Annotated in this window: 17 protein-coding genes; 9 read left to right on the top strand and 8 right to left on the bottom strand. The window is 61.9% G+C overall.

The annotated features are described in order from the left end of the window. The first annotated feature begins 188 nt into the window (after positions 1-188). From lpxC to recN, 3 genes are all read left to right on the top strand, one after another. On the top strand, positions 189-1,115 hold the full coding sequence (lpxC, locus tag ABWV64_RS02825; protein WP_353342761.1) for a UDP-3-O-acyl-N-acetylglucosamine deacetylase: 927 nt from the start codon (positions 189-191) through the stop codon (positions 1,113-1,115). 174 nt (positions 1,116-1,289) lie between these two features. After that, entirely contained in the window at positions 1,290-2,138 is an 849-nt protein-coding gene (locus ABWV64_RS02820) for an outer membrane protein assembly factor BamD (protein ID WP_353342760.1), read from the top strand. A 36-nt stretch (positions 2,139-2,174) separates the two neighbouring features. Continuing rightward, positions 2,175-3,830, top strand: a complete 1,656-nt coding sequence (gene recN / locus ABWV64_RS02815) for a DNA repair protein RecN (protein WP_353342759.1) — start codon at positions 2,175-2,177, stop codon at positions 3,828-3,830. On the opposite strand, the gene ABWV64_RS02810 is transcribed toward recN, so the two are convergent. Next, complete coding sequence (locus ABWV64_RS02810; protein WP_353342758.1) at positions 3,827-5,203, bottom strand: FAD-binding oxidoreductase; 1,377 nt, start codon at positions 5,201-5,203, stop codon at positions 3,827-3,829. The genes recN and ABWV64_RS02810 overlap by 4 nt on opposite strands. A 186-nt stretch (positions 5,204-5,389) precedes the next feature. Here ABWV64_RS02810 and ABWV64_RS02805 point away from each other — a divergent pair, with 186 nt between their 5' ends. Continuing rightward, positions 5,390-7,036 (top strand): chloride channel protein, encoded by a 1,647-nt coding sequence (locus tag ABWV64_RS02805; protein WP_353344476.1) that lies wholly within the window; start codon positions 5,390-5,392, stop codon positions 7,034-7,036. A 75-nt stretch (positions 7,037-7,111) separates the two neighbouring features. Here the strand turns inward: ABWV64_RS02805 and ABWV64_RS02800 are convergent, their stop codons facing one another. From ABWV64_RS02800 to cobT, 3 genes are all read right to left on the bottom strand, one after another. Next, a complete protein-coding gene (locus ABWV64_RS02800) occupies positions 7,112-7,453 on the bottom strand; it encodes a DUF427 domain-containing protein (protein ID WP_353342757.1) in 342 nt (113 codons plus the stop codon). A gap of 128 nt (positions 7,454-7,581) precedes the next feature. Continuing rightward, complete coding sequence (locus tag ABWV64_RS02795; protein ID WP_353342756.1) at positions 7,582-9,402, bottom strand: aminopeptidase P family protein; 1,821 nt, start codon at positions 9,400-9,402, stop codon at positions 7,582-7,584. Beyond that, positions 9,402-11,291: a cobaltochelatase subunit CobT gene (gene cobT / locus ABWV64_RS02790; RefSeq protein ID WP_353342754.1), complete on the bottom strand. Its 1,890-nt coding sequence runs from the start codon at positions 11,289-11,291 to the stop codon at positions 9,402-9,404. Before cobT ends, ABWV64_RS02795 begins: the two co-directional genes overlap by 1 nt. 205 nt (positions 11,292-11,496) lie before the next feature. Here cobT and ABWV64_RS02785 point away from each other — a divergent pair, with 205 nt between their 5' ends. Then, on the top strand, positions 11,497-12,090 hold the full coding sequence (locus tag ABWV64_RS02785) for an NADPH-dependent FMN reductase (protein WP_353342753.1): 594 nt from the start codon (positions 11,497-11,499) through the stop codon (positions 12,088-12,090). Here the strand turns inward: ABWV64_RS02785 and ABWV64_RS02780 are convergent. From ABWV64_RS02780 to cobS, 3 genes are all read right to left on the bottom strand, one after another. After that, a complete protein-coding gene (locus ABWV64_RS02780; RefSeq protein WP_353342752.1) occupies positions 12,087-12,515 on the bottom strand; it encodes a hypothetical protein in 429 nt (142 codons plus the stop codon). The two genes, ABWV64_RS02785 and ABWV64_RS02780, sit on opposite strands and share 4 nt — an antisense overlap. 129 nt (positions 12,516-12,644) lie before the next feature. Then, on the bottom strand, positions 12,645-13,076 hold the full coding sequence (locus ABWV64_RS02775) for a hypothetical protein (RefSeq protein WP_353342751.1): 432 nt from the start codon (positions 13,074-13,076) through the stop codon (positions 12,645-12,647). A 129-nt stretch (positions 13,077-13,205) separates the two neighbouring features. Beyond that, positions 13,206-14,189: a cobaltochelatase subunit CobS gene (gene cobS / locus ABWV64_RS02770; protein WP_353342750.1), complete on the bottom strand. Its 984-nt coding sequence runs from the start codon at positions 14,187-14,189 to the stop codon at positions 13,206-13,208. Between the two features lie 239 nt (positions 14,190-14,428). Between cobS and ABWV64_RS02765 the strand changes: the two genes are divergently transcribed. The 4 genes from ABWV64_RS02765 (at position 14,429) to msrB (ending at position 17,174) form a co-directional block, all read left to right on the top strand. After that, on the top strand, positions 14,429-15,004 hold the full coding sequence (locus tag ABWV64_RS02765; protein ID WP_353342749.1) for a sigma-70 family RNA polymerase sigma factor: 576 nt from the start codon (positions 14,429-14,431) through the stop codon (positions 15,002-15,004). Further along, the gene (locus tag ABWV64_RS02760) at positions 15,001-15,717 is read left to right on the top strand and encodes an anti-sigma factor (protein ID WP_353342748.1); all 717 of its coding nucleotides are present in this window, start codon (positions 15,001-15,003) and stop codon (positions 15,715-15,717) included. Before ABWV64_RS02765 ends, ABWV64_RS02760 begins: the two co-directional genes overlap by 4 nt. 209 nt (positions 15,718-15,926) lie before the next feature. Then, positions 15,927-16,493, top strand: coding sequence for a fasciclin domain-containing protein (locus tag ABWV64_RS02755; protein ID WP_353342747.1), 567 nt, complete (start codon positions 15,927-15,929; stop codon positions 16,491-16,493). Positions 16,494-16,694: 201 nt separating this feature from the next. Beyond that, positions 16,695-17,174, top strand: coding sequence for a peptide-methionine (R)-S-oxide reductase MsrB (msrB, locus tag ABWV64_RS02750; RefSeq protein ID WP_353342746.1), 480 nt, complete (start codon positions 16,695-16,697; stop codon positions 17,172-17,174). Positions 17,175-17,254: 80 nt separating this feature from the next. Here msrB and ABWV64_RS02745 read toward each other — a convergent pair whose 3' ends face one another. Continuing rightward, the gene (locus ABWV64_RS02745) at positions 17,255-17,878 is read right to left on the bottom strand and encodes a J domain-containing protein (protein WP_353342745.1); all 624 of its coding nucleotides are present in this window, start codon (positions 17,876-17,878) and stop codon (positions 17,255-17,257) included. Between the last annotated feature and the right edge of the window lie 57 nt (positions 17,879-17,935).

The raw sequence follows: 17,935 nt of genomic DNA, 5'->3' as shown, positions 1-17,935 counted from the left end.
TTTGTTGTTTTATAGTAGCTTACTGATATTGCCTTGGCGGCGATCCATGTGGAGCGCCGCGCTGCAGCGTGATTGTTTCATTCCGTTACAAAGAGTGAATTGAGGCTCCCATAAGGCGCGCCTATTTTACCGCCAAGCGGCAAAAGGGCAGACGATAGCCCCCGCATCCCTACCATGAGGTCCACCACGTGCAGCGCACATTGAAATCTGCGGTTAGCTTCTCCGGCGTCGGTTTGCATTCGGGCAAACCGGTGACGATGAAGGTCTGCCCTGCGCCGGTCGGGCGCGGGATCTGGTTTCGCCGCACGGATCTTCCGCTGCGCAGCAGCCTGATCCCCGCGCGTTGGGATGCGGTCCATCAATCGCCCCTTTGCACCAAGATCGAAAATGCGTCGGGCGAGAGCCTGTCGACCATCGAGCATATCATGGCCGCGCTGGCAGGCTGCGGTGTGAGCAATGCGCTGGTCGAGGTCAGCGGGCCGGAAGTGCCGATCCTAGACGGCAGCGCCGCCGCCTTTGTGCGCGGGATTATGGCCCATGGCCTCAAAGAGCAAAACGCGCCGCTCAAAGCGCTGAAGATTCTCAAACCCGTGGAGTTTCGCGCGGGCGAGGCTTGGGCGCGGCTTGATCCGGCCGATGCGCTGTCGATCGAATTTCACATCGATTTTGCCGATGCCGCCATCGGGGTGCAGCATAAGGCGCTGAATATGTCGAACGGATCCTTTGTGCGCGAATTGTGCGACAGCCGCACCTTTTGCCGCAAATCGGATGTGGATGCGATGCATGACCAAGGTCTGGCGCTTGGCGGGACCTATGAGAATGCGGTTGTCGTTGACGGGGCCAAGGTCCTGAGCCCTGGCGGTTTGCGCCATTCGGACGAGGCCGTGCGTCACAAGATGCTGGATGCTTTGGGCGATCTGATGCTGGCTGGCGCGCCGATCTTGGGGCGCTATACGGGGCACCGTGCGGGCCATGCGATCACCAACAGCCTGCTGCGCGCGGTTTTTGCGGATGCGGAAGCCTATGAATGGGTCACCTGCGATGACCAAACCGCAGCAAAATTGCCCGGTGCGGGGCTGCATTGGGACGAAATCCCCGCCGCCTTTGTCGCTTGAAGGTCGCGCTTTGCGACAAAACATGCGCAAAGTCGTTTTGCAGCGGAATTTTTCGTGCTAGGACCGGATGGAAAAGCAGGGTAAACCCTGCTCAGGGCGCTGCAGACAAATGGCGCTGATGGCTAAGCACAGGGCCTTGATCGAGGCCAAGGCAGGACAAGGGTGAGAGCAAGGATGACAGGCGGCAGAACCCGAGCATATTCTCTGGGCGCAGCGCTTTGCGTCGCGCTTCTTGCCGGTTGCGGTGACAATCGCGCCGTGAACAATGGCGAAGTTCCGCTTGAGGCCTATTCCGCCGAACAGATTTACGGCCGAGGCGAATTCGAACTTGGCCGCCGCCGCGCGGATGACGCGGCCGAATATTTTGGCGAGGTCGAGCGGCTCTACCCCTATTCGGAGTGGGCCAAACGCGCCTTGATCATGCAGGCCTTTTCCTATCACAAGGCGCAAGATTACCCCAACAGCCGCTCTGCCGCGCAGCGGTTCATCGATTTCTATCCCACCGACGAAGACGCCGCCTATGCACAATATCTCTTGGCGCTGAGCTATTACGACCAGATCGACGAAGTGGGCCGCGACCAAGGGTTGACCTTTCAGGCCTTGCAAGCGCTGCGCGTGGTGATCGAGAATTACCCCGACAGCGAATATGGCCGCGCGGCGGTGCTCAAATTCGATCTGGCCTTTGACCATCTTGCCGCGAAAGAGATGGAAATCGGGCGCTATTATCTCAAGGGCGAACATTACGCCGCCGCCATCAACCGGTTCCGCGTTGTGGTCGAGGATTTCCAAACCACGACCCATACCGCCGAGGCGTTGCACCGTCTGGTCGAATCCTATCTGTCTTTGGGCCTGACCAATGAGGCGCAAACCGCAGGGGCGATTTTGGGCCATAACTTCCGCTCGACCGAATGGTATGATGACAGCTACAAATTGCTGACGGGCCGCGGGTTGGAGCTTGAGGCCGCTGGCGACAGCTGGCTGCGCCAAGTGTATCGCCAGATGATCAAAGGCCGCTGGCTCTGACCGTTTCATCGGTCATGGCTGTGGGGGCAGCGAGCCGTGCTCAGACATCTTGATATTCGTGACATGTTGATCATTGACCGGTTGGAGCTTGCGTTCCAACCGGGTCTCAATGTTTTGACCGGCGAGACCGGCGCGGGCAAATCGATTTTGCTCGACTCGCTGGGGTTTGTTTTGGGCTGGCGCGGGCGGGCCGAATTGGTGCGCGCAGGGGCCGAGCAGGGCGAGGTCGTGGCCGAGTTTGATCTGCCGCAGGGCCATGCCGCCCATGCGGTTCTGGCCGAGGCCGGATTGCCGCCCGCCGAGGACGGGTTGATCATGCGCCGTGTGAACGGGCGCGACGGGCGCAAGACCGCTTGGGTCAATGATCGGCGCTGTTCGGGCGAGGTGCTGCGCGCCTTGTCGGAAACCTTGGTGGAGCTGCACGGGCAGCATGACGATCGCGGGCTGCTGAACCCGCGCGGGCATCGCGCGCTTTTGGATCAATATGGCGCTCTGGAGGGCAAGCGCGCGGCGTTGCGCGGGCTGTGGCGCGGGGTGCATAGCGCGCGCAAGGCGTTGCAGGCGGCGCAGGCCGCGTTGGACGAGGTGCGCGCCGAGGAGGACTACCTGCGCCACGCGGTGGCCGAATTTGACGCGCTCGACCCGCAGCCTGGCGAGGAGGCCGAATTGGACACGCGCCGCCGCCAGATGCAAGGATCGGAGAAAATCCGCGAGGATGTGGTGCGGGCGCATCATGCCTTGGGTCATGAGGGGGCCGAAGGCTCGATCGGCAATGCGCTGCGCTGGCTGGAGGATGCGGCGGAGCGCGCCGAGGGGGCATTGGATGCGCCCATGGCGGCGCTGGCGCGGGCGATGATCGAACTGGACGAGGCGGCGGATGGGGTCGTGCGCTGCCTCGAGGGGCTGGAGTTCAATCCGCTTGATCTGGAAATCTGCGAGGAGCGGCTTTTTGCGATCCGTGCCTTGGCGCGCAAACATGATGTCCTGCCCGATGATTTGGCGGCTTTTGCCAAAGGTTTGCGCGGCAAACTGGCCGCATTGGAGGGCGGCGAGGCGGATCTGGCCGAGCTAGAACAGGCGCTCGCCGCCGCCGAGGCCGAATATGATCAGGCCGCAAGCAGCCTCACGCAGGCCCGCCGCAAGGCCGCCGCGCGGCTTGATAAGGCGGTGACCGCCGAACTGGCCCCGCTCAAGATGGAGCGCGCGGTGTTTGCCACCGAGATCACCGAAGAAGAGGCCGGCCCCGAGGGGCGCGATGCGGTCTCCTTCACGGTGGCCACCAACCCTGGCGCGCCCTCGGGGCCTTTGGGCAAAATCGCCTCGGGCGGGGAACTGTCGCGCTTTCTATTGGCGCTCAAGGTCTGCCTGTCGGGCGAGAACAGCGGCGTGACGATGATTTTCGACGAGATCGACCGAGGTGTGGGCGGCGCCACGGCCGATGCGGTGGGGCGGCGGCTGGCGGGGCTGGCCGCGGGCGGGCAGGTTCTGGTCGTCACCCATTCGCCGCAGGTCGCGGCGCTCGGCGCGCATCACTGGCGCGTGGAAAAGCGGGTGGAGGCGGGGATGACCCTCTCAACGGTCACGCTGCTCGAAGCCGAAGAGCGCACCGGAGAAATCGCGCGGATGCTGTCGGGCGATACGATCACCGATGCGGCCCGTGCGGCGGCCAAGGCCTTGATGAGCGACGCCTAATTGCGCGGCGGCACCAGTTTTCCGGGATTCATGATGTTATGCGGGTCGAGCGCGGCCTTGAGGGCGCCCATGACGTCCCATGCGGGCCCGTGTTCGGCGGCCATATAGCGCAGCTTGCCAATGCCGATGCCGTGCTCGCCCGTGGCGGTTCCGCCCATGTCGAGCGCGCGTGTGACCATCCGGTGGGCGACCGTTTCGGCGCGCGCGACCTCATCGGGATCGGCCTCGTCAAAAAGCAAGATCGCGTGGAAATTGCCGTCGCCCACATGGCCAAGGATCGGACCGGTGACATTATGCGCGGCCAGATCGGCGCGGGTCTCGTTCACCGCATCGGCGAGGCGCGAGATCGGCACGCAAATATCGGTCACGATCGCACGGCACCCCGGGCGCGAGGCCATACAGGCGTAATGCGCGTTGTGGCGCATGGTCCAAAGCGCGGTGCGGTCTTCGGCTTTGATCGCCCATTCGAACCCTTTGCCGCCATGATCGGCGACAATCTCGCCAAAGCTTTCGGCCTGTTCGCGCACGCCGCCGTCGGAGCCGTGGAACTCCACCATCAGGTGAGGACATTCGGGCAGGTTTGATCCGGCGTAGCTGTTGACGGCGGCGGCGGTGGCGGCATCCACAAATTCGATCCGTGCCATGGGAATGCCGATCTGGATCGTATCCATGACGCAGCGCACGGCGCTGTCGATATCGTCAAAGGCACAGATGGCCGCCGTGACGGCTTCGGGCTGGCCTTGCAGGCGCAGGGTGATTTCGGTGATCAATCCCAATGTGCCCTCGGCCCCGACAAAAAGCGCGGTCAGATCATAGCCCGCCGAGGATTTGCGCGCGCGCGTGCCGGTGTGGATCACCGACCCATCGGCCAGAACCACCTCCAGCCCCAGAACATTGTCGCGCATCGTGCCGTAGCGCACGGCGGTGGTGCCGCTGGCGCGGGTCGAGGTCATACCGCCCAGCGAAGCATTCGCCCCCGGATCGACGGGAAAAAACAATCCCGTGGCGCGCAATTCGGTGTTGAGCACTTCGCGCGTGATCCCCGGTTGCACGGTACAATCCATATCGGCTTGGCCGATGCGCAGCAGTTTGTTCATTTGCGAGAAGTCGACGCAGATGCCACCGCTGAAGGCTTGGGCCTGCCCTTCAAGAGAGGTGCCCGTGCCCCATCCGATCACCGGCACATGATGGGCGGCGCAGATTTTGACGATCTGCGCAACCTCCTGCGTGGTTTGCGGATAGGCGACCGCATCGGGCGGGGTGAGGGGGAAATGCGTTTCGCTGCTCCCGTGAAGGTCCAGATCGGACTTGGAGAGGCTGAGGCGTTGGCCTAAGACTGTTGTAAGCGCGGCAAGGGCTGCATCGATGTTCATGAGGGTCCTCTGTGGCGTGTCCGCCGAACCCTAGGCGATGCAAGCTTTCGGGGAAAGTCATAAGACGGGACGGTGCATATGGGACGGGCGGGCGAAACCAAAGCCAGCACAGAGCTCCGGCAGGGACGGCGACGCCCTGCGGGTATTCTGGCCAGCCTGCGCGGCGAGGCCACTGCCGCAGGCGGCATGGTTTGGAGCGAATTATCTCGTGCAATCAAGGTTATACGCCAAAAAGGGCCAAGCCAGTTCCAGTTCTGGCTGATCGCGGTGGTGATCGGCATCGCGGCGGGGGCTGCAGCAGTCGGATTTCGCGGCGCAATCAATGCCTTGCAAGGTTTCCTTTACGGCACCGATGACGTCGCCCGCTTGCACAGCTTTGCGCGCACTTTGCCGTGGTATTGGATCGTCACGCTGCCGATATTGGGCGGGTTGATCGTCGGGGTGATCTTGCACCGCTTTACGCCGGACGGGCGGGTGCGCTCGGTGTCCGACGTGGTCGAGGGGGCGGCGATGAGCGAGGGGCGGGTCGAGATTCGCGCCGGTCTGGCCTCGGCTGCGGCCTCTTTGATCACCCTGTCCACCGGCGGGTCGAGCGGGCGCGAGGGGCCGGTGGTCCACCTTGCGGGTGTCATGTCCACATGGGTGTCGCAGCGTATTCACGCCAACGGGATGATCGGTCGCGATTTGCTGGGCTGCGCCGTGGCCGCCGCCGTTTCGGCCAGCTTCAATGCGCCCATCGCAGGGGCGCTTTTCGCGCTTGAGGTGGTGCTGCGCCATTTCGCGGTGCATGCTTTCGCGCCCATCGTGATTGCCTCGGTCGCGGGCACCGTGGTCAGCCGGTTGAGCTTCGGCGATGTGCCGGAGTTTTCACTGCCCTTGGCCAACCAATTGGAATTCTACGTGGAATTACCGGCGTTTTTGCTGCTCGGGGCGATTTGCGGTTTGGTGGCGACAGCTTTGATGCGGGCGATTTTCTTTGCCGAAGATGTTGCCAATCGGGTGCAGAAGCGCAGCGGTATGCCGCGTTGGTTGCGCCCTGCAGCCTCGGGCGCGGTGCTTGGGGTGATGGCGATCGGTTTTCCGCATATCATCGGCGTTGGATACGAGACGACCTCGGCGGCGCTCAAGGGGCAAATCGGCCTGCGCGAGGCGATGGTCTTTGCCATGCTCAAGGCGGTGGCGGTCGCGGTCACCATCGCGGGGCGGATGGGCGGCGGGGTGTTCTCGCCGGCGTTGATGCTCGGGGCGCTGACGGGATTGGCCTTTGGCCTGATTGCCACGCCGATGTTCCCCGAAGTCTCCGGCTCGCACACGCTTTATGCGCTGGCGGGGATGGGGGCGGTCGCGGCGGCGGTTTTGGGCGCGCCGATCTCGACGACCCTGATTGTCTTCGAGTTGACCGGCGACTGGCAAACCGGCCTTGCCGTCATGGTGGCGGTTTCGATCTCCACGGCCTTGGCCTCGCGGCTTGTGGACCGGTCTTTCTTCTTGACCCAACTGGAGCGGCGCAACATCCACCTTGCGGCGGGGCCGCAGGCCTATTTGCTGGCGATGCACCGCGTATCGGGCGTCATGCGCCCCATGGGCGACGCGCGTATGCCCAGCGAGGAGCATTGTTGGGAGATGATCCGCGACGGGGTGTATATCGACGGCAATGCGACGCTGGAGGCAGCGATGCCGATCTTTGACCGTGCGGGGGTGGCCTATATTCCGGTGGTCACGCTGACGGGCGAAGACGATGCGCCCGAATTATGGGGTGCCTTGTTCCATGTCGATGCGCTCAAGACCTTTAACCGCGCCTTGGCGGCAACCGCGGCCGAAGAGCATTCATAACCGCGAAGACGCGCGAAACGCCCCGCCCAAAGATAAGGGCAGGGCGCGAAAGCATCATGCGGCAGGTGGCTCTGGTCAGACGCGCTCGACCGTCACCAGATCAGTGGCGTAAAAGGCCAGATGGTCCTTGATGCGCGCCACATCCTCTTTGGGGGTTTCATAGGTCCAAGCGGCGTTTTCGATCGTCTGGCTCTTGGTGACGATCGAATAGTAGTTCGCCGCGCCCTTATGGGGGCAGGTGGTGCTATGGTCGGTGCGGTCCAAAAACGCCATGGCGATATCCGAGCGCGGGAAATAGATCACCGCCGGATGGTCGCCCTCGGTGAGTTCCAGCGCCTCGCGGCTTTCGCCCAATACCGCGCCGCCCGCGCGCACGGTCCATGTGCCTTCGGCTTTGCGTATCACAATCTTTGTCATCTTCTTCTCCCCAAAAATCCGTTCATCTGTCCTGCCCCCATCATGTGACAGGGGTATGTCATCCGCCATAGGCGCAGCATTACGCAAGGCGGGTCAAAAACCAGTAAAAGCGCGCCTCGGCCCTTGGCCTAAGCTTGCAGCGGTGCTGTCGCGCTGGCCAACCATAGAGCAGCTTTGCCCTCAAGCCGAGGGCTGATTTTGTCGCGGCACGCAGCGTGATATGCGTCGATCCACGCGATTTCCCCTCCGTCAAGCAAGGACAGGTCGATCAGGCGGCGGTCAATCGGCACATAGGTCAGGGTTTTGAAGTCATACATCTCGCGCTGCGCATCGCCGCCCGTGATCGGCGCGGCCTCTTGCACGACGATCAGGTTCTCGATGCGAATGCCAAAGGCCCCTGGTCGGTAATATCCAGGCTCGTTGGACAAAATCATCCCCGCCTTGAGCGTTACATCCGATATCCGGCTGAGCCGTTGCGGCCCCTCATGCACGCACAGATAGACGCCGACGCCGTGGCCGGTGCCGTGATCATAGTCCTGCCCTGCGGCCCAGAGGGGCGCGCGGGCCAACGCATCGAGATCGCGGCCCTTCAGCCCTTTGGGAAAACGGGCGCGGCTCATGGCGATCATACCTTTGAGCACGCGGGTAAAGGCCGATTTCTCTTCCGCCCCGATGTCCTCGGCGCCGCCCACGGGCAAGGTGCGGGTGATATCGGTGGTGCCGTCCAGATATTGCCCGCCGCTGTCCAAAACCACCAGATCGCCGCGCCGGAGTTTGCGGTTGGTGTGCGCGCTCACGCGGTAATGGATCACCGCGCCATTGGGTCCCGCGCCCGAGATCGTATCAAAGCTGATGTCGCGCAAGGCATTGGTATCGCGGCGCTTTTGCTCCAACGTCTTGACCAGATCAATCTCGGTCAGGCTTTCTTGGTCCTGTGCATCATACCACGCCAGAAAATTGCAAACCGCCGCGCCGTCGCGCAGATGCGCCTCGGTTGTGGCGTTGATTTCGGCCTCGGTTTTGCAGGCTTTGGGCATCACGCAGGGGTCCGCGCCCCATTGGATCGCGCTGCCCGCCTCGGTCAGGGCCATTTCCACCGCAATCGGGGCGCTGGCCTCATCAAGGCGCACCGGCGCGGGCAGGCTGCGTAGCGCGGGCAAAAAGGCCTGCGGCGGGCGGATCGTGACCTCGTCGCCCAGATGGGCGCGCAGGGCGCCGCCTATTTTTTCCTCGGCGCAATAAAGGGTCAAATGCCCGCTGGCGTGCAGCACCGCAAAGGCATGGGGCACGGGATTGCGCTCGATATCGGAGCCGCGAATATTCAGCACCCACGCGATGCTATCGGGCAGGGTGAGCACCGCGCAAGCCGCGCCCGCCGCCGCCAGATCCGCGCCGAGGCGCGCGCGTTTTTCAGATGAGGTTTGGCCCGCAAGCTCTTCGGGGTAAATAGATATTTTCCCCACCGGCGGCGCGGGTTGATCGGGCCAGACCAGATCGACGAGGTTGCCCGAGGGCTCAAGAAGAATGCCGGTTTCGGCCAAGCCCGCTTCGGCGCGGGCGATCTCGGCGCGGGTATGCAGCCACGGGTCAAAGCCGATCCGCCCGCCATCCGGCAACTGCGCCTTGAGCCAGTCGGCGAGGCTGACCTCGGGCCAAGGCACGGGGGTGAAATGGGCCGGATCGATTTGCGCGCGGACCTGCTCGCGGTAGCGCCCGTCGATGAAAACACCCGCGGCCTCTTGCAGCGCGGCGCAAAATCCGGCCGATCCGGTAAAGCCCGTCAGCCATGCCAGACGGTCATCGCGCGGGGCGACATATTCGCCTTGATGGGCGTCGCTGCGCGGCACCAAAAAACCCGCCAGCCCCTTTTGCGCCATCACCCCGCGCAGCGCGGCGAGGCGCGGCGGGCCTTGGTCGGGGCGGGCGGGGTCTTCGAAGCTTTGAAACATCAACCGGCCCTGCGCGCGGTGGGTTTCATCCCCAAAATGCGCGCCCGTTTGCGCGGGTCGGTGTCAAAGAGCGAGGCCAGTTGTTCGGTCATCGCGCCCGCCAATTGTTCGACATCGGTGATGGTCACCGCGCGGTCGTAATAGCGCGTCACATCATGGCCGATGCCGATGGCCAAAAGCTCGACCATCTTGCGTTTTTCCACCATCGCAATCACATCGCGCAGGTGTTTTTCCAAATAATTCGCGGGGTTAACCGACAATGTGCTGTCATCCACCGGCGCGCCATCGGAGATCACCATAAGGATTTTGCGCGCTTCGGGGCGGGCGGCCATACGCCGGTGCGCCCATTCGAGCGCCTCGCCGTCGATGTTTTCCTTGAGCAGCCCTTCTTTCATCATCAGGCCAAGGTTCGGCCGCGTCCGGCGCCACGGGGCGTCGGCGGATTTATAGATGATGTGGCGCAGATCATTGAGCCGCCCCGGTTGCTGCGGACGCCCGTCGGCAAGCCATTTCTCACGGGCCTGCCCGCCTTTCCATGCGCGCGTGGTAAAACCGAGGATCTCGACCTTGACGTTGCAGCGCTCCAGCGTGCGCGCCAGAATATCGGCGCAGATCGCCGCGATGGAGATAGGACGGCCCCGCATCGAGCCGGAATTGTCGAGCAACAGCGTCACCACGGTATCGCGAAATTCCGTGTCATGTTCGATCTTGAACGACAGCGGCGTGGTCGGATTGGCAACCACACGCGCCAAACGGCCCGCATCCAGAATGCCCTCTTCGAGGTCAAACTCCCACGAGCGGTTCTGCTGCGCCTGCAGGCGGCGTTGCAATTTGTTGGCCAAACGCGACACCGCGCCTTTGAGCGGCTCAAGCTGTTGGTCCAGATAGGCGCGCAGGCGTTCCAGTTCGACCGGTTCGGCCAAATCCTCGGCGGAAATTTCCTCATCGTGATCAGATAGATAGACCTGATAATTGGGATCGGCGTCTGAAACTGGCTGCGGTGCGGGCGGCTCCATCGGGGCTTCGCCTTCGGGCAATTCGGTCTCGTCGCCCATTTCCTCATCGGCCAGATCATCCATCGAGACCTGCGCCGAGGCGCTGTCTTGTTGCTCGTCTTGGCTTTGTTCGGGCGAGGCTTCGGCGTCGTCCTCTTGGTCGTCCTGATCGCCGGCGCTGTCAGGGTCTTGCTCTTCGTCTTGGCTTTCCTCGGCGCTGTCGTCTTGATCCTCGTCATCGCGGTCGGGGTCTTCGCCCAACTGGTCGCCATAGCCGAGTTGTTCGATGATCCGGCGCGAGAAGACGGCAAATTCCGATTGATCCGCGAGCTTGTCATCCAAGCTGCCCAGCGTCCCGCCGGTTTGCTCTTCGATGAAGCCGCGCCAGATTTCCATAACGTTATGCGCGCCATGGGGCAGGGCGCGGCCCGTGGCCAGATGGCGCACCAGATATCCGGCAGCCACCGACAAAGGCGCATCTTGGGTCGAGGTCACTTCGGCATAGCCGAGGCGTTTGGCATCGGTGGCGATTTTCGCGTCGATGTTGGACGCCGTTCCAGGCATATCGCGCGCGCCCATGGCCTCGCAGCGTGCGGTCTCCATCGCCTCGTATAATTCACGCGCCATATCACCGGGGGGGGCGTATTTGGCGTGGGTTTCGGCATTGTGATAGCGGCGCTGCATCGCCAAGGCATCCGCCGTGCCGCGCGCCAAAAGCACTTCCTCGCGGCTCATCCGGCGGCTGACTTGCGGCAGGCGCATCGCGTCGCCCGACATGCCCGCCGGATCGACCGAATAGCTGACCGACATCTCAGGGTCGTTGGCCATGACTTTGGTCGCCTCGGCGAGGGCTTTTTTGAACGGATCGGCGGGGTTGTCGGTGGGCTTGCTCATGGCATTGGTAAATCACTCCTGCCGCTGTCGGGCAAGAGGCTGGCGCGCGCGAAGGGTGAAAAACCTTGCGGCGCTTTGGCGCTGCGTGGGCGCTGTGGCTCGCACAGCGGTTTGTATATTTTTGCACATAAGTTGCCATTGTAGCGGCCTTCTGTGCGCGCCATTTAGGGCAAGAGACAGACACTTATCAGTTAGGAGACTGACCATGACCACCACCCCCCGCATCGCCATCATTATCGGTTCCACCCGCGAGACCCGTTGGGCCGACGTGCCCGCGCAATGGATTTTGCAAAATGCCAAGCGGTTGCGCGATGATATGGAATTCGAGCTTGTCGATCTGCGCGATTTCGATCTGCCGATGTTTGACGAGGCCACCTCGAACCTTTGGGCGCCGTCCTCCGACCCCAAAGCCGTCGCGTGGCAAGAGAAGATCGGCGCCTATGACGGGTTCATTTTCCTGACCGCCGAATACAACCATTCGATCACGGGGGCGCTGAAAAACGCGCTGGATCAGGCCTATAAGGAATGGGTGCGCAAGCCGATGACGGCTTTCGGCTATGGCTCTATGGGCGCAAGCCGCGCGGTCGAGCATCTGCGCCATATTGCAGTCGAGTTGCAAATGGTGCCGGTGCGCGGTGCGCTGCATCTGGGCGGTGCGGATTTCTTTGCGGCGCATCCGATGGGCGGCGGCGCAGGGGTGGAGGCCGTCGAGGCGAACCTCCTGCCGTCGCTCACATCCATGTTGGACGATCTGGCGTGGTGGGTGCGTGCCACAAAAACCGCGCGCGACGCGGGCTAACCCATCAGCTTAAGGCAGCTGCGGATGTTGCGCTGTGCCTGATGTGCGGCCCATGCCGCATCTTTGCCCGTGCCGCTTAATTCGGCGCGGGTGAGCAACCGGTAATGCGCGACCTTTGCTTCGAGGCGACGGTGCAAGGCCGCGCGGCGCTGATCGTCAGGCGTGACTGCCTCCAGCAGATCAATCATGGCCGCGCGTTGGGCCTGTGTTTGGTCTGAACTGGCGGCACTCATCAGCCATTGGAATTCCATCTGCGCCGATAGCCGTCCGGTGCAGGCTGCGAATTGCGCGACGAGCGGGTCGGTAATGGTGACAGGCGCCTGCGCGGCGCCTTCGCCCACGGCCAGGGCCGGTGATCCGAAGGGGATCGCAAGTGTGACGCTCAGCGCGATCAAGAGCGCCGGAAATGTTCTCAAACTGCTCATATTTTCACCTTTTAGGTCAAAATCACGTCTGTAAAGAGTGCAGTTTGAAAACTATCCTATTGTGGTAAGCATCAAGTGAACCACCGCTTGCGAAGATGCGGCGGGTTTTATGTTAATGATCTCAATCGATTATTGGGGAAGGTTGCGCGGAAGCGCGCGCGCTGCGGCGCGGGTCTCGGGTTGGGATCGGGCAAATCTGCGGCAATCTTGCATCACCATTTCACCCTCGGTGCGCGCATCGGCATCGGCTTGCGGCCCGAACCAATAGGTCTGCTCGCCCCGCGTTTCCTCGATCAGCGGGGCCATATTTTCGCGCATTTTCTCCACCGGCACGCCCATCCATCTGGCGTTGACCGCGATCATCGCCTCTGAGGCCGCGGCATAGGCGGCTTTGTCGGGCGACGCGGGAAGTTTTTCGGCGATTGCCCCATAGAGCGCCGCACATAGCGCGGGGGCATAGGGATTGGTGTCCGCCGGTATCGGCGCATTGGGGTCAGGTGTCACACAGGCCGCAAGCGCGGCGAGAGATGCAGGGGCGATAAAGCGATAAAGTCGAACCATAGCCTATCTAAGGCGCAATCGGGGGCCTGTGTAAACGCTGCGGCGCACGGATCGGTGGAAAACGGCTGATACGCAAAGGGCGCGCCCGTTGCTGGGCGCGCCCTATGGTCAAAGCGGTGGGCGCTAAGCCTAGAAGGCGACCGAGGCGGCGCTTTCGGGCAATTCCTCGTCAAAGCAGCGTTGGTAGAATTCCGCCACGGTCTGGCGCTCCAACTCGTCGCATTTGTTCAAGAAGGTCAGGCGGAAGGCATAGCCGATGTTGCGGAAAATCTCGGCGTTTTGTGCCCATGCAATCACCGAACGCGGCGACATCACGGTGGACAGATCGCCATTCATGAAGGCCGTGCGGGTCAGATCGGCAACGGTGACCATCTGGCTGATCTGTTTGCGGCCTTTTTCGGTGTTGTAATGGGGGTTCTTGGCCAGAACGATCGCGGTTTCCGCATCGTGGCTCAGGTAGTTGAGCGTCGCGACCAAGGACCAACGGTCCATCTGGCCTTGGTTGATCTGCTGCGTGCCGTGGTAAAGGCCCGTGGTGTCGCCAAGGCCGACGGTATTGGCGGTGGCGAAAATCCGGAAATGCGGGTTCGGCGTGATGACCTTGTTTTGGTCAAGCAGCGTCAACTTGCCGTCGACTTCGAGAACCCGCTGGATCACGAACATCACATCGGCGCGGCCCGCGTCATATTCGTCGAACACAATCGCGGTCGGGTTGCGCAGCGCCCAAGGCAGAATGCCTTCTTGGAATTCGGTGACCTGCACACCGTCTTTGAGCTTGATCGCGTCCTTACCGATCAGATCGATCCGGCTGATATGGCTGTCGAGGTTGACGCGCACGCAGGGCCAGTTGAGCCGCGCGGCGACCTGTTCGATATGGGTGGATTTGCCCGTGCCGTGATAGCCTTGGATCATCACACGGCGATTGTGCGAAAATCCCGCAAGGATCGCCATCGTGGTGTCAGGGTCGAATTTATAGGTCGGGTCGATGTCAGGCACGCGCTCGCTACGCTCGGCAAATCCTTTGACCACCATATCCGTATCGAGGCCAAAGACATCGCGCACGGAGATCTCTTCGGTCGGTTTTGCGTTGATGTCGATAGTGCCGTCCGCCATGTGCGAGATCCTTCAAGTGCCTGAAATATGTCTTGCGAAAGAGGGGCAAAGGAAGCGCCCCTGCGCTTTGCCCTCGTTGGTGCAATAAAATGCAGGCAAGGGCAAGGGGCGGGGCAGGGATTGCCGCCCTAGGGCGGCGCATTGGCGCAGCGTTACGCGGCAGTCGCGCGGCGATGCACCTGCGCTATGGGCCTATTCCTCTATGGCGCTCGGGCGCGGCGCGTGATTATCATGCGCCCATGACAACGCGTGCGGATATTGAAAACCTGCTGGCTCGGGTCGCTATGGGCGACCGCGATGCCTTTGCCGCGCTCTATCGTGCGACCTCGGCGAAACTTTTTGGCACCTGCTTACGTGTCTTGAGCGAAAGGGCCGAAGCCGAAGAGGCCGTGCAAGAGGTATACATCAAGATTTGGCGCAATGCGGATCGCTATGCGGCGGGCGGGTACAGCCCGATGACGTGGCTGATCACCATCGCGCGCAACCACGCGATTGACCGGCTGCGCAAGCGGCGCGCGCAAGTGATGCGCGGCGAGGCGGGCGGCGGCAGCGATGAGGGCGGCGGCAATTTGCTGGACCAGATCGCCGATGGCGCGCCCAGCGTCGAGGCGCGGATGATTGCGGAAGGCGAGGCGGGGCGCATCGGTGTTTGCCTTGGTGAATTGGAGCGCATGCGCAGCGAAGCCGTGCAGCGCGCCTATCTGGGCGGTGAGAGCTATGCCGATCTGGCGGCGCATTTCGATGTGCCGCTCAATACAATGCGAACATGGCTGCGCCGCAGCCTTTTGAAACTCAAGGAGTGTTTGAGCCGATGAGCGCCGAGACGCCACAGCCCGAAGACGACCGCGCCTTGGCGGGGGAGTATGTGCTCGGCCTGCTGGAGCCGGCGCAGGTGCAGGCCTTTGAGGCGCGCATGAGCCGCGATCCGGCGCTGCGCGCATTGGTCGCCGATTGGGCCGAGGGCTTGGTGCCTTTGGCCGATGGCGGCGAGGTGGCGCCGCCTGGCACGACATGGCTCAATATCGAACAGACGCTTTTTGGAAATGAGGCCAAATCCGTGCCGTTCTGGCGCAAGCTGGGGATCGGACAGGCGGTGTTTGGGGCGATCGCCGCCGCGAGTTTGGCTTTTGTCGTGGTCAATTCGGGGCTTTTGCAAAGCGGCGCACCGCTGAGCACGACCGCCCCCGCCATGCGCGCCGATCTTGGCGCGCAGATTACGGCGCAGGATGCGAGCCTTGTTGTGGCCGCGCTTTATGACAGCACCAGCGGCGAGATGCGGCTCAATCGGGTTGCGGGCGAGATGCCTTCGGCGCGGGCGCGCGAGATTTGGGTGATTGCCGGAGAGGCCGCGCCGCGCTCCTTGGGGCTGCTCGAGATGTCCGCCGAGACAGTGATCCGCGTGCCTGAAGAGCTGCGCGCGCAAATGGCCGGTGCGGTATTGGCAATCTCGGACGAGCCGTTGGGCGGCTCCCCGACGGGCGCGCCGACCGGCGCGGTCTTGGCCGCAGGGCCGGTGACGGCGCTTTAATCCACTTTTCTTTCTATTTTGATGCCTCCGGTGAAACCGGTTAGGAATTTGTAATATATTGGTTTTTTGGCGATCATCACGCCGCCGTGACCTCAGGTGCGCCCTTCGTGATAGGAATTTTGAAACTAGTTGGATCGCCGCCCCGTAACTCCTCGTGATCCAGGCCAAAACGGCTGCGGACATAAACTGATCCAACGAGGACGACTGATATGACCTTTAAGAAAACCTTCGCCGCTACTGCTGCTCTCTTGATCGCGGGCACCGCCGCATTTGCTGATGGCCATTCGATGAAAAACCCGATGGTGGGCGGCGCAGAAATGTTCGCTGACAAAAACATCGTCGAAAATGCCGTGAACTCCGCCGACCACACGACCTTGGTCGCCGCCGTCAAAGCCGCAGGCCTTGTCGACACGCTGATGGGCGAAGGCCCCTTCACCGTTTTCGCCCCGACCAACGCTGCATTCGGCATGTTGCAAGAGGGCACAGTTGAAATGCTGCTCAAGCCGGAAAACAAAGCCGCGTTGCAAAAGGTTCTGACCTGCCATGTGGTCGCTGCCAATGCGATGTCCGATGCGATTGGCAAGATGATCGCCGATGACAACGGCAAACATGCCGTGCCGACAGTCGGTGGTTGCACCTTGCAAGCCTATATGGAAGGCGATGACATCGTTCTCGAAGACGAGCGCGGCCGCAAAGCCAAAGTTACCATCGCCGATGTCAAGCAATCGAACGGCGTGATCCACGTCATCGACACGGTGCTTTTGCCCAAAATGTAAGAGGCAACTGGATTGGGGCGGCATCGTTGAGTGCTGCCGCCTCATGTCGCCCCATTCCTGTTTGTGCCGCATCGCGTTGACATATTTCTCACGCATGTGTGCAAAACCGTGGCTTGTCACGGGGCGGGGTGGCGGGTCACATCTCCTGAGGGCGCGCCGCCTTGCCACATATGAATTTTTATCCGATTTGGAGGATACCCGATGAAACGCCGTTCTTTTCTTGCCTTAACCGCTGCCATGGGCACTCTTGGGGCCACCGGCCTGATGCCGCGCCGCACGATGGCCGAAGAAACCTTTGAAGTGACCCGCACCACGGCGGAATGGAAGGCGATGCTCACCGATCTGCAATATGCGGTGATGCGCGAAGAGGCGACCGAACGCGCGGGCACCTCGCCGTTGGACAAAAACTACGCCGATGGCATGTATCATTGCCGCGGCTGCGATCTGGCGGTCTATAGCTCCGAGACAAAATACGACAGCGGCACGGGATGGCCGAGCTTTTACCAATCCATGCCCGATGCCATCCGCACCAAAGAGGACCGCAAATTGTTCTCGGTGCGCACCGAATGCCATTGCCGCCGCTGCGGCAGCCATTTCGGCCATATTTTTGATGACGGTCCCAAACCCACGGGGATGCGCCATTGTCTGAACGGCGTGAGCCTCGTGTTCAAAGCGGCCTGAGCGCCGGCCAATGAAAACCGCCGCCGGAGGAAATCCGGCGGCGGTTTTTCTTTGCGTGATGCTTGAGGTTTTGTCGCTACCTATTTGAAATTGCGGCTGTCTTTGAGTTGATCCCAAGCCCAGACCACCTCTTGAAGCTGTTCTTCTTGGCTGCGATCACCGCCGTTCATATCGGGGTGCAGCACTTTGATCAGCTTTTTGTAGGCCTTGCGCACCTCCGCCTTGGTCCAATGGTCCTTGGCCTCCAGAATATCAATCGCGCGCCGTTCGGTGGGCGGCAAACGGCGGGTGCCGGTGATGGATTTTCCGGGGTTGCGGGTGGCATTGCTGCCCAAAACCTGATGCGGGTCCTCGATGCCGAGGCGCGCCCAAGCGCGTTCTTCGGGGCTGCCCATGGGTTTGGTGGTGCGCTCCCAAACCTTGTCTTTGCTGGCCTGCGCATTGATTTCCGCTTCGGTGGTGCCGTCGAAGAAATTCCATTTGAGGTTATATTCGCGCACGTGGTCCTTACAGAACCACAGGTAGTCGTCCAGAACATCCGGCGCACGCGGCGCGCGGTATTTTCCAGGCTCTTCGCAGCCGTCTTTGCTGCACACACGTTGCGAGGTTTCGGATGCTCCCGACATCCCCCTGCGCCCACGCGGATTTTTCTTCTTTGCCGAAGACACGGACATATCGAAACCGAAGGGATCTGGTTTGGGCATTGGCTTACCTTTCCGACTCAGGCCGTAGAGTTTAGACTACTCACGCCGAGATTGAAG

It is taken from the genome of Litorivita sp. NS0012-18 (genome assembly GCF_040371945.1).
Taxonomy (GTDB): domain Bacteria; phylum Pseudomonadota; class Alphaproteobacteria; order Rhodobacterales; family Rhodobacteraceae; genus Litorivita.
Note: the sequence above shows the minus strand (reverse complement) of the source record. Positions and strands in the feature narration are given on the sequence as shown.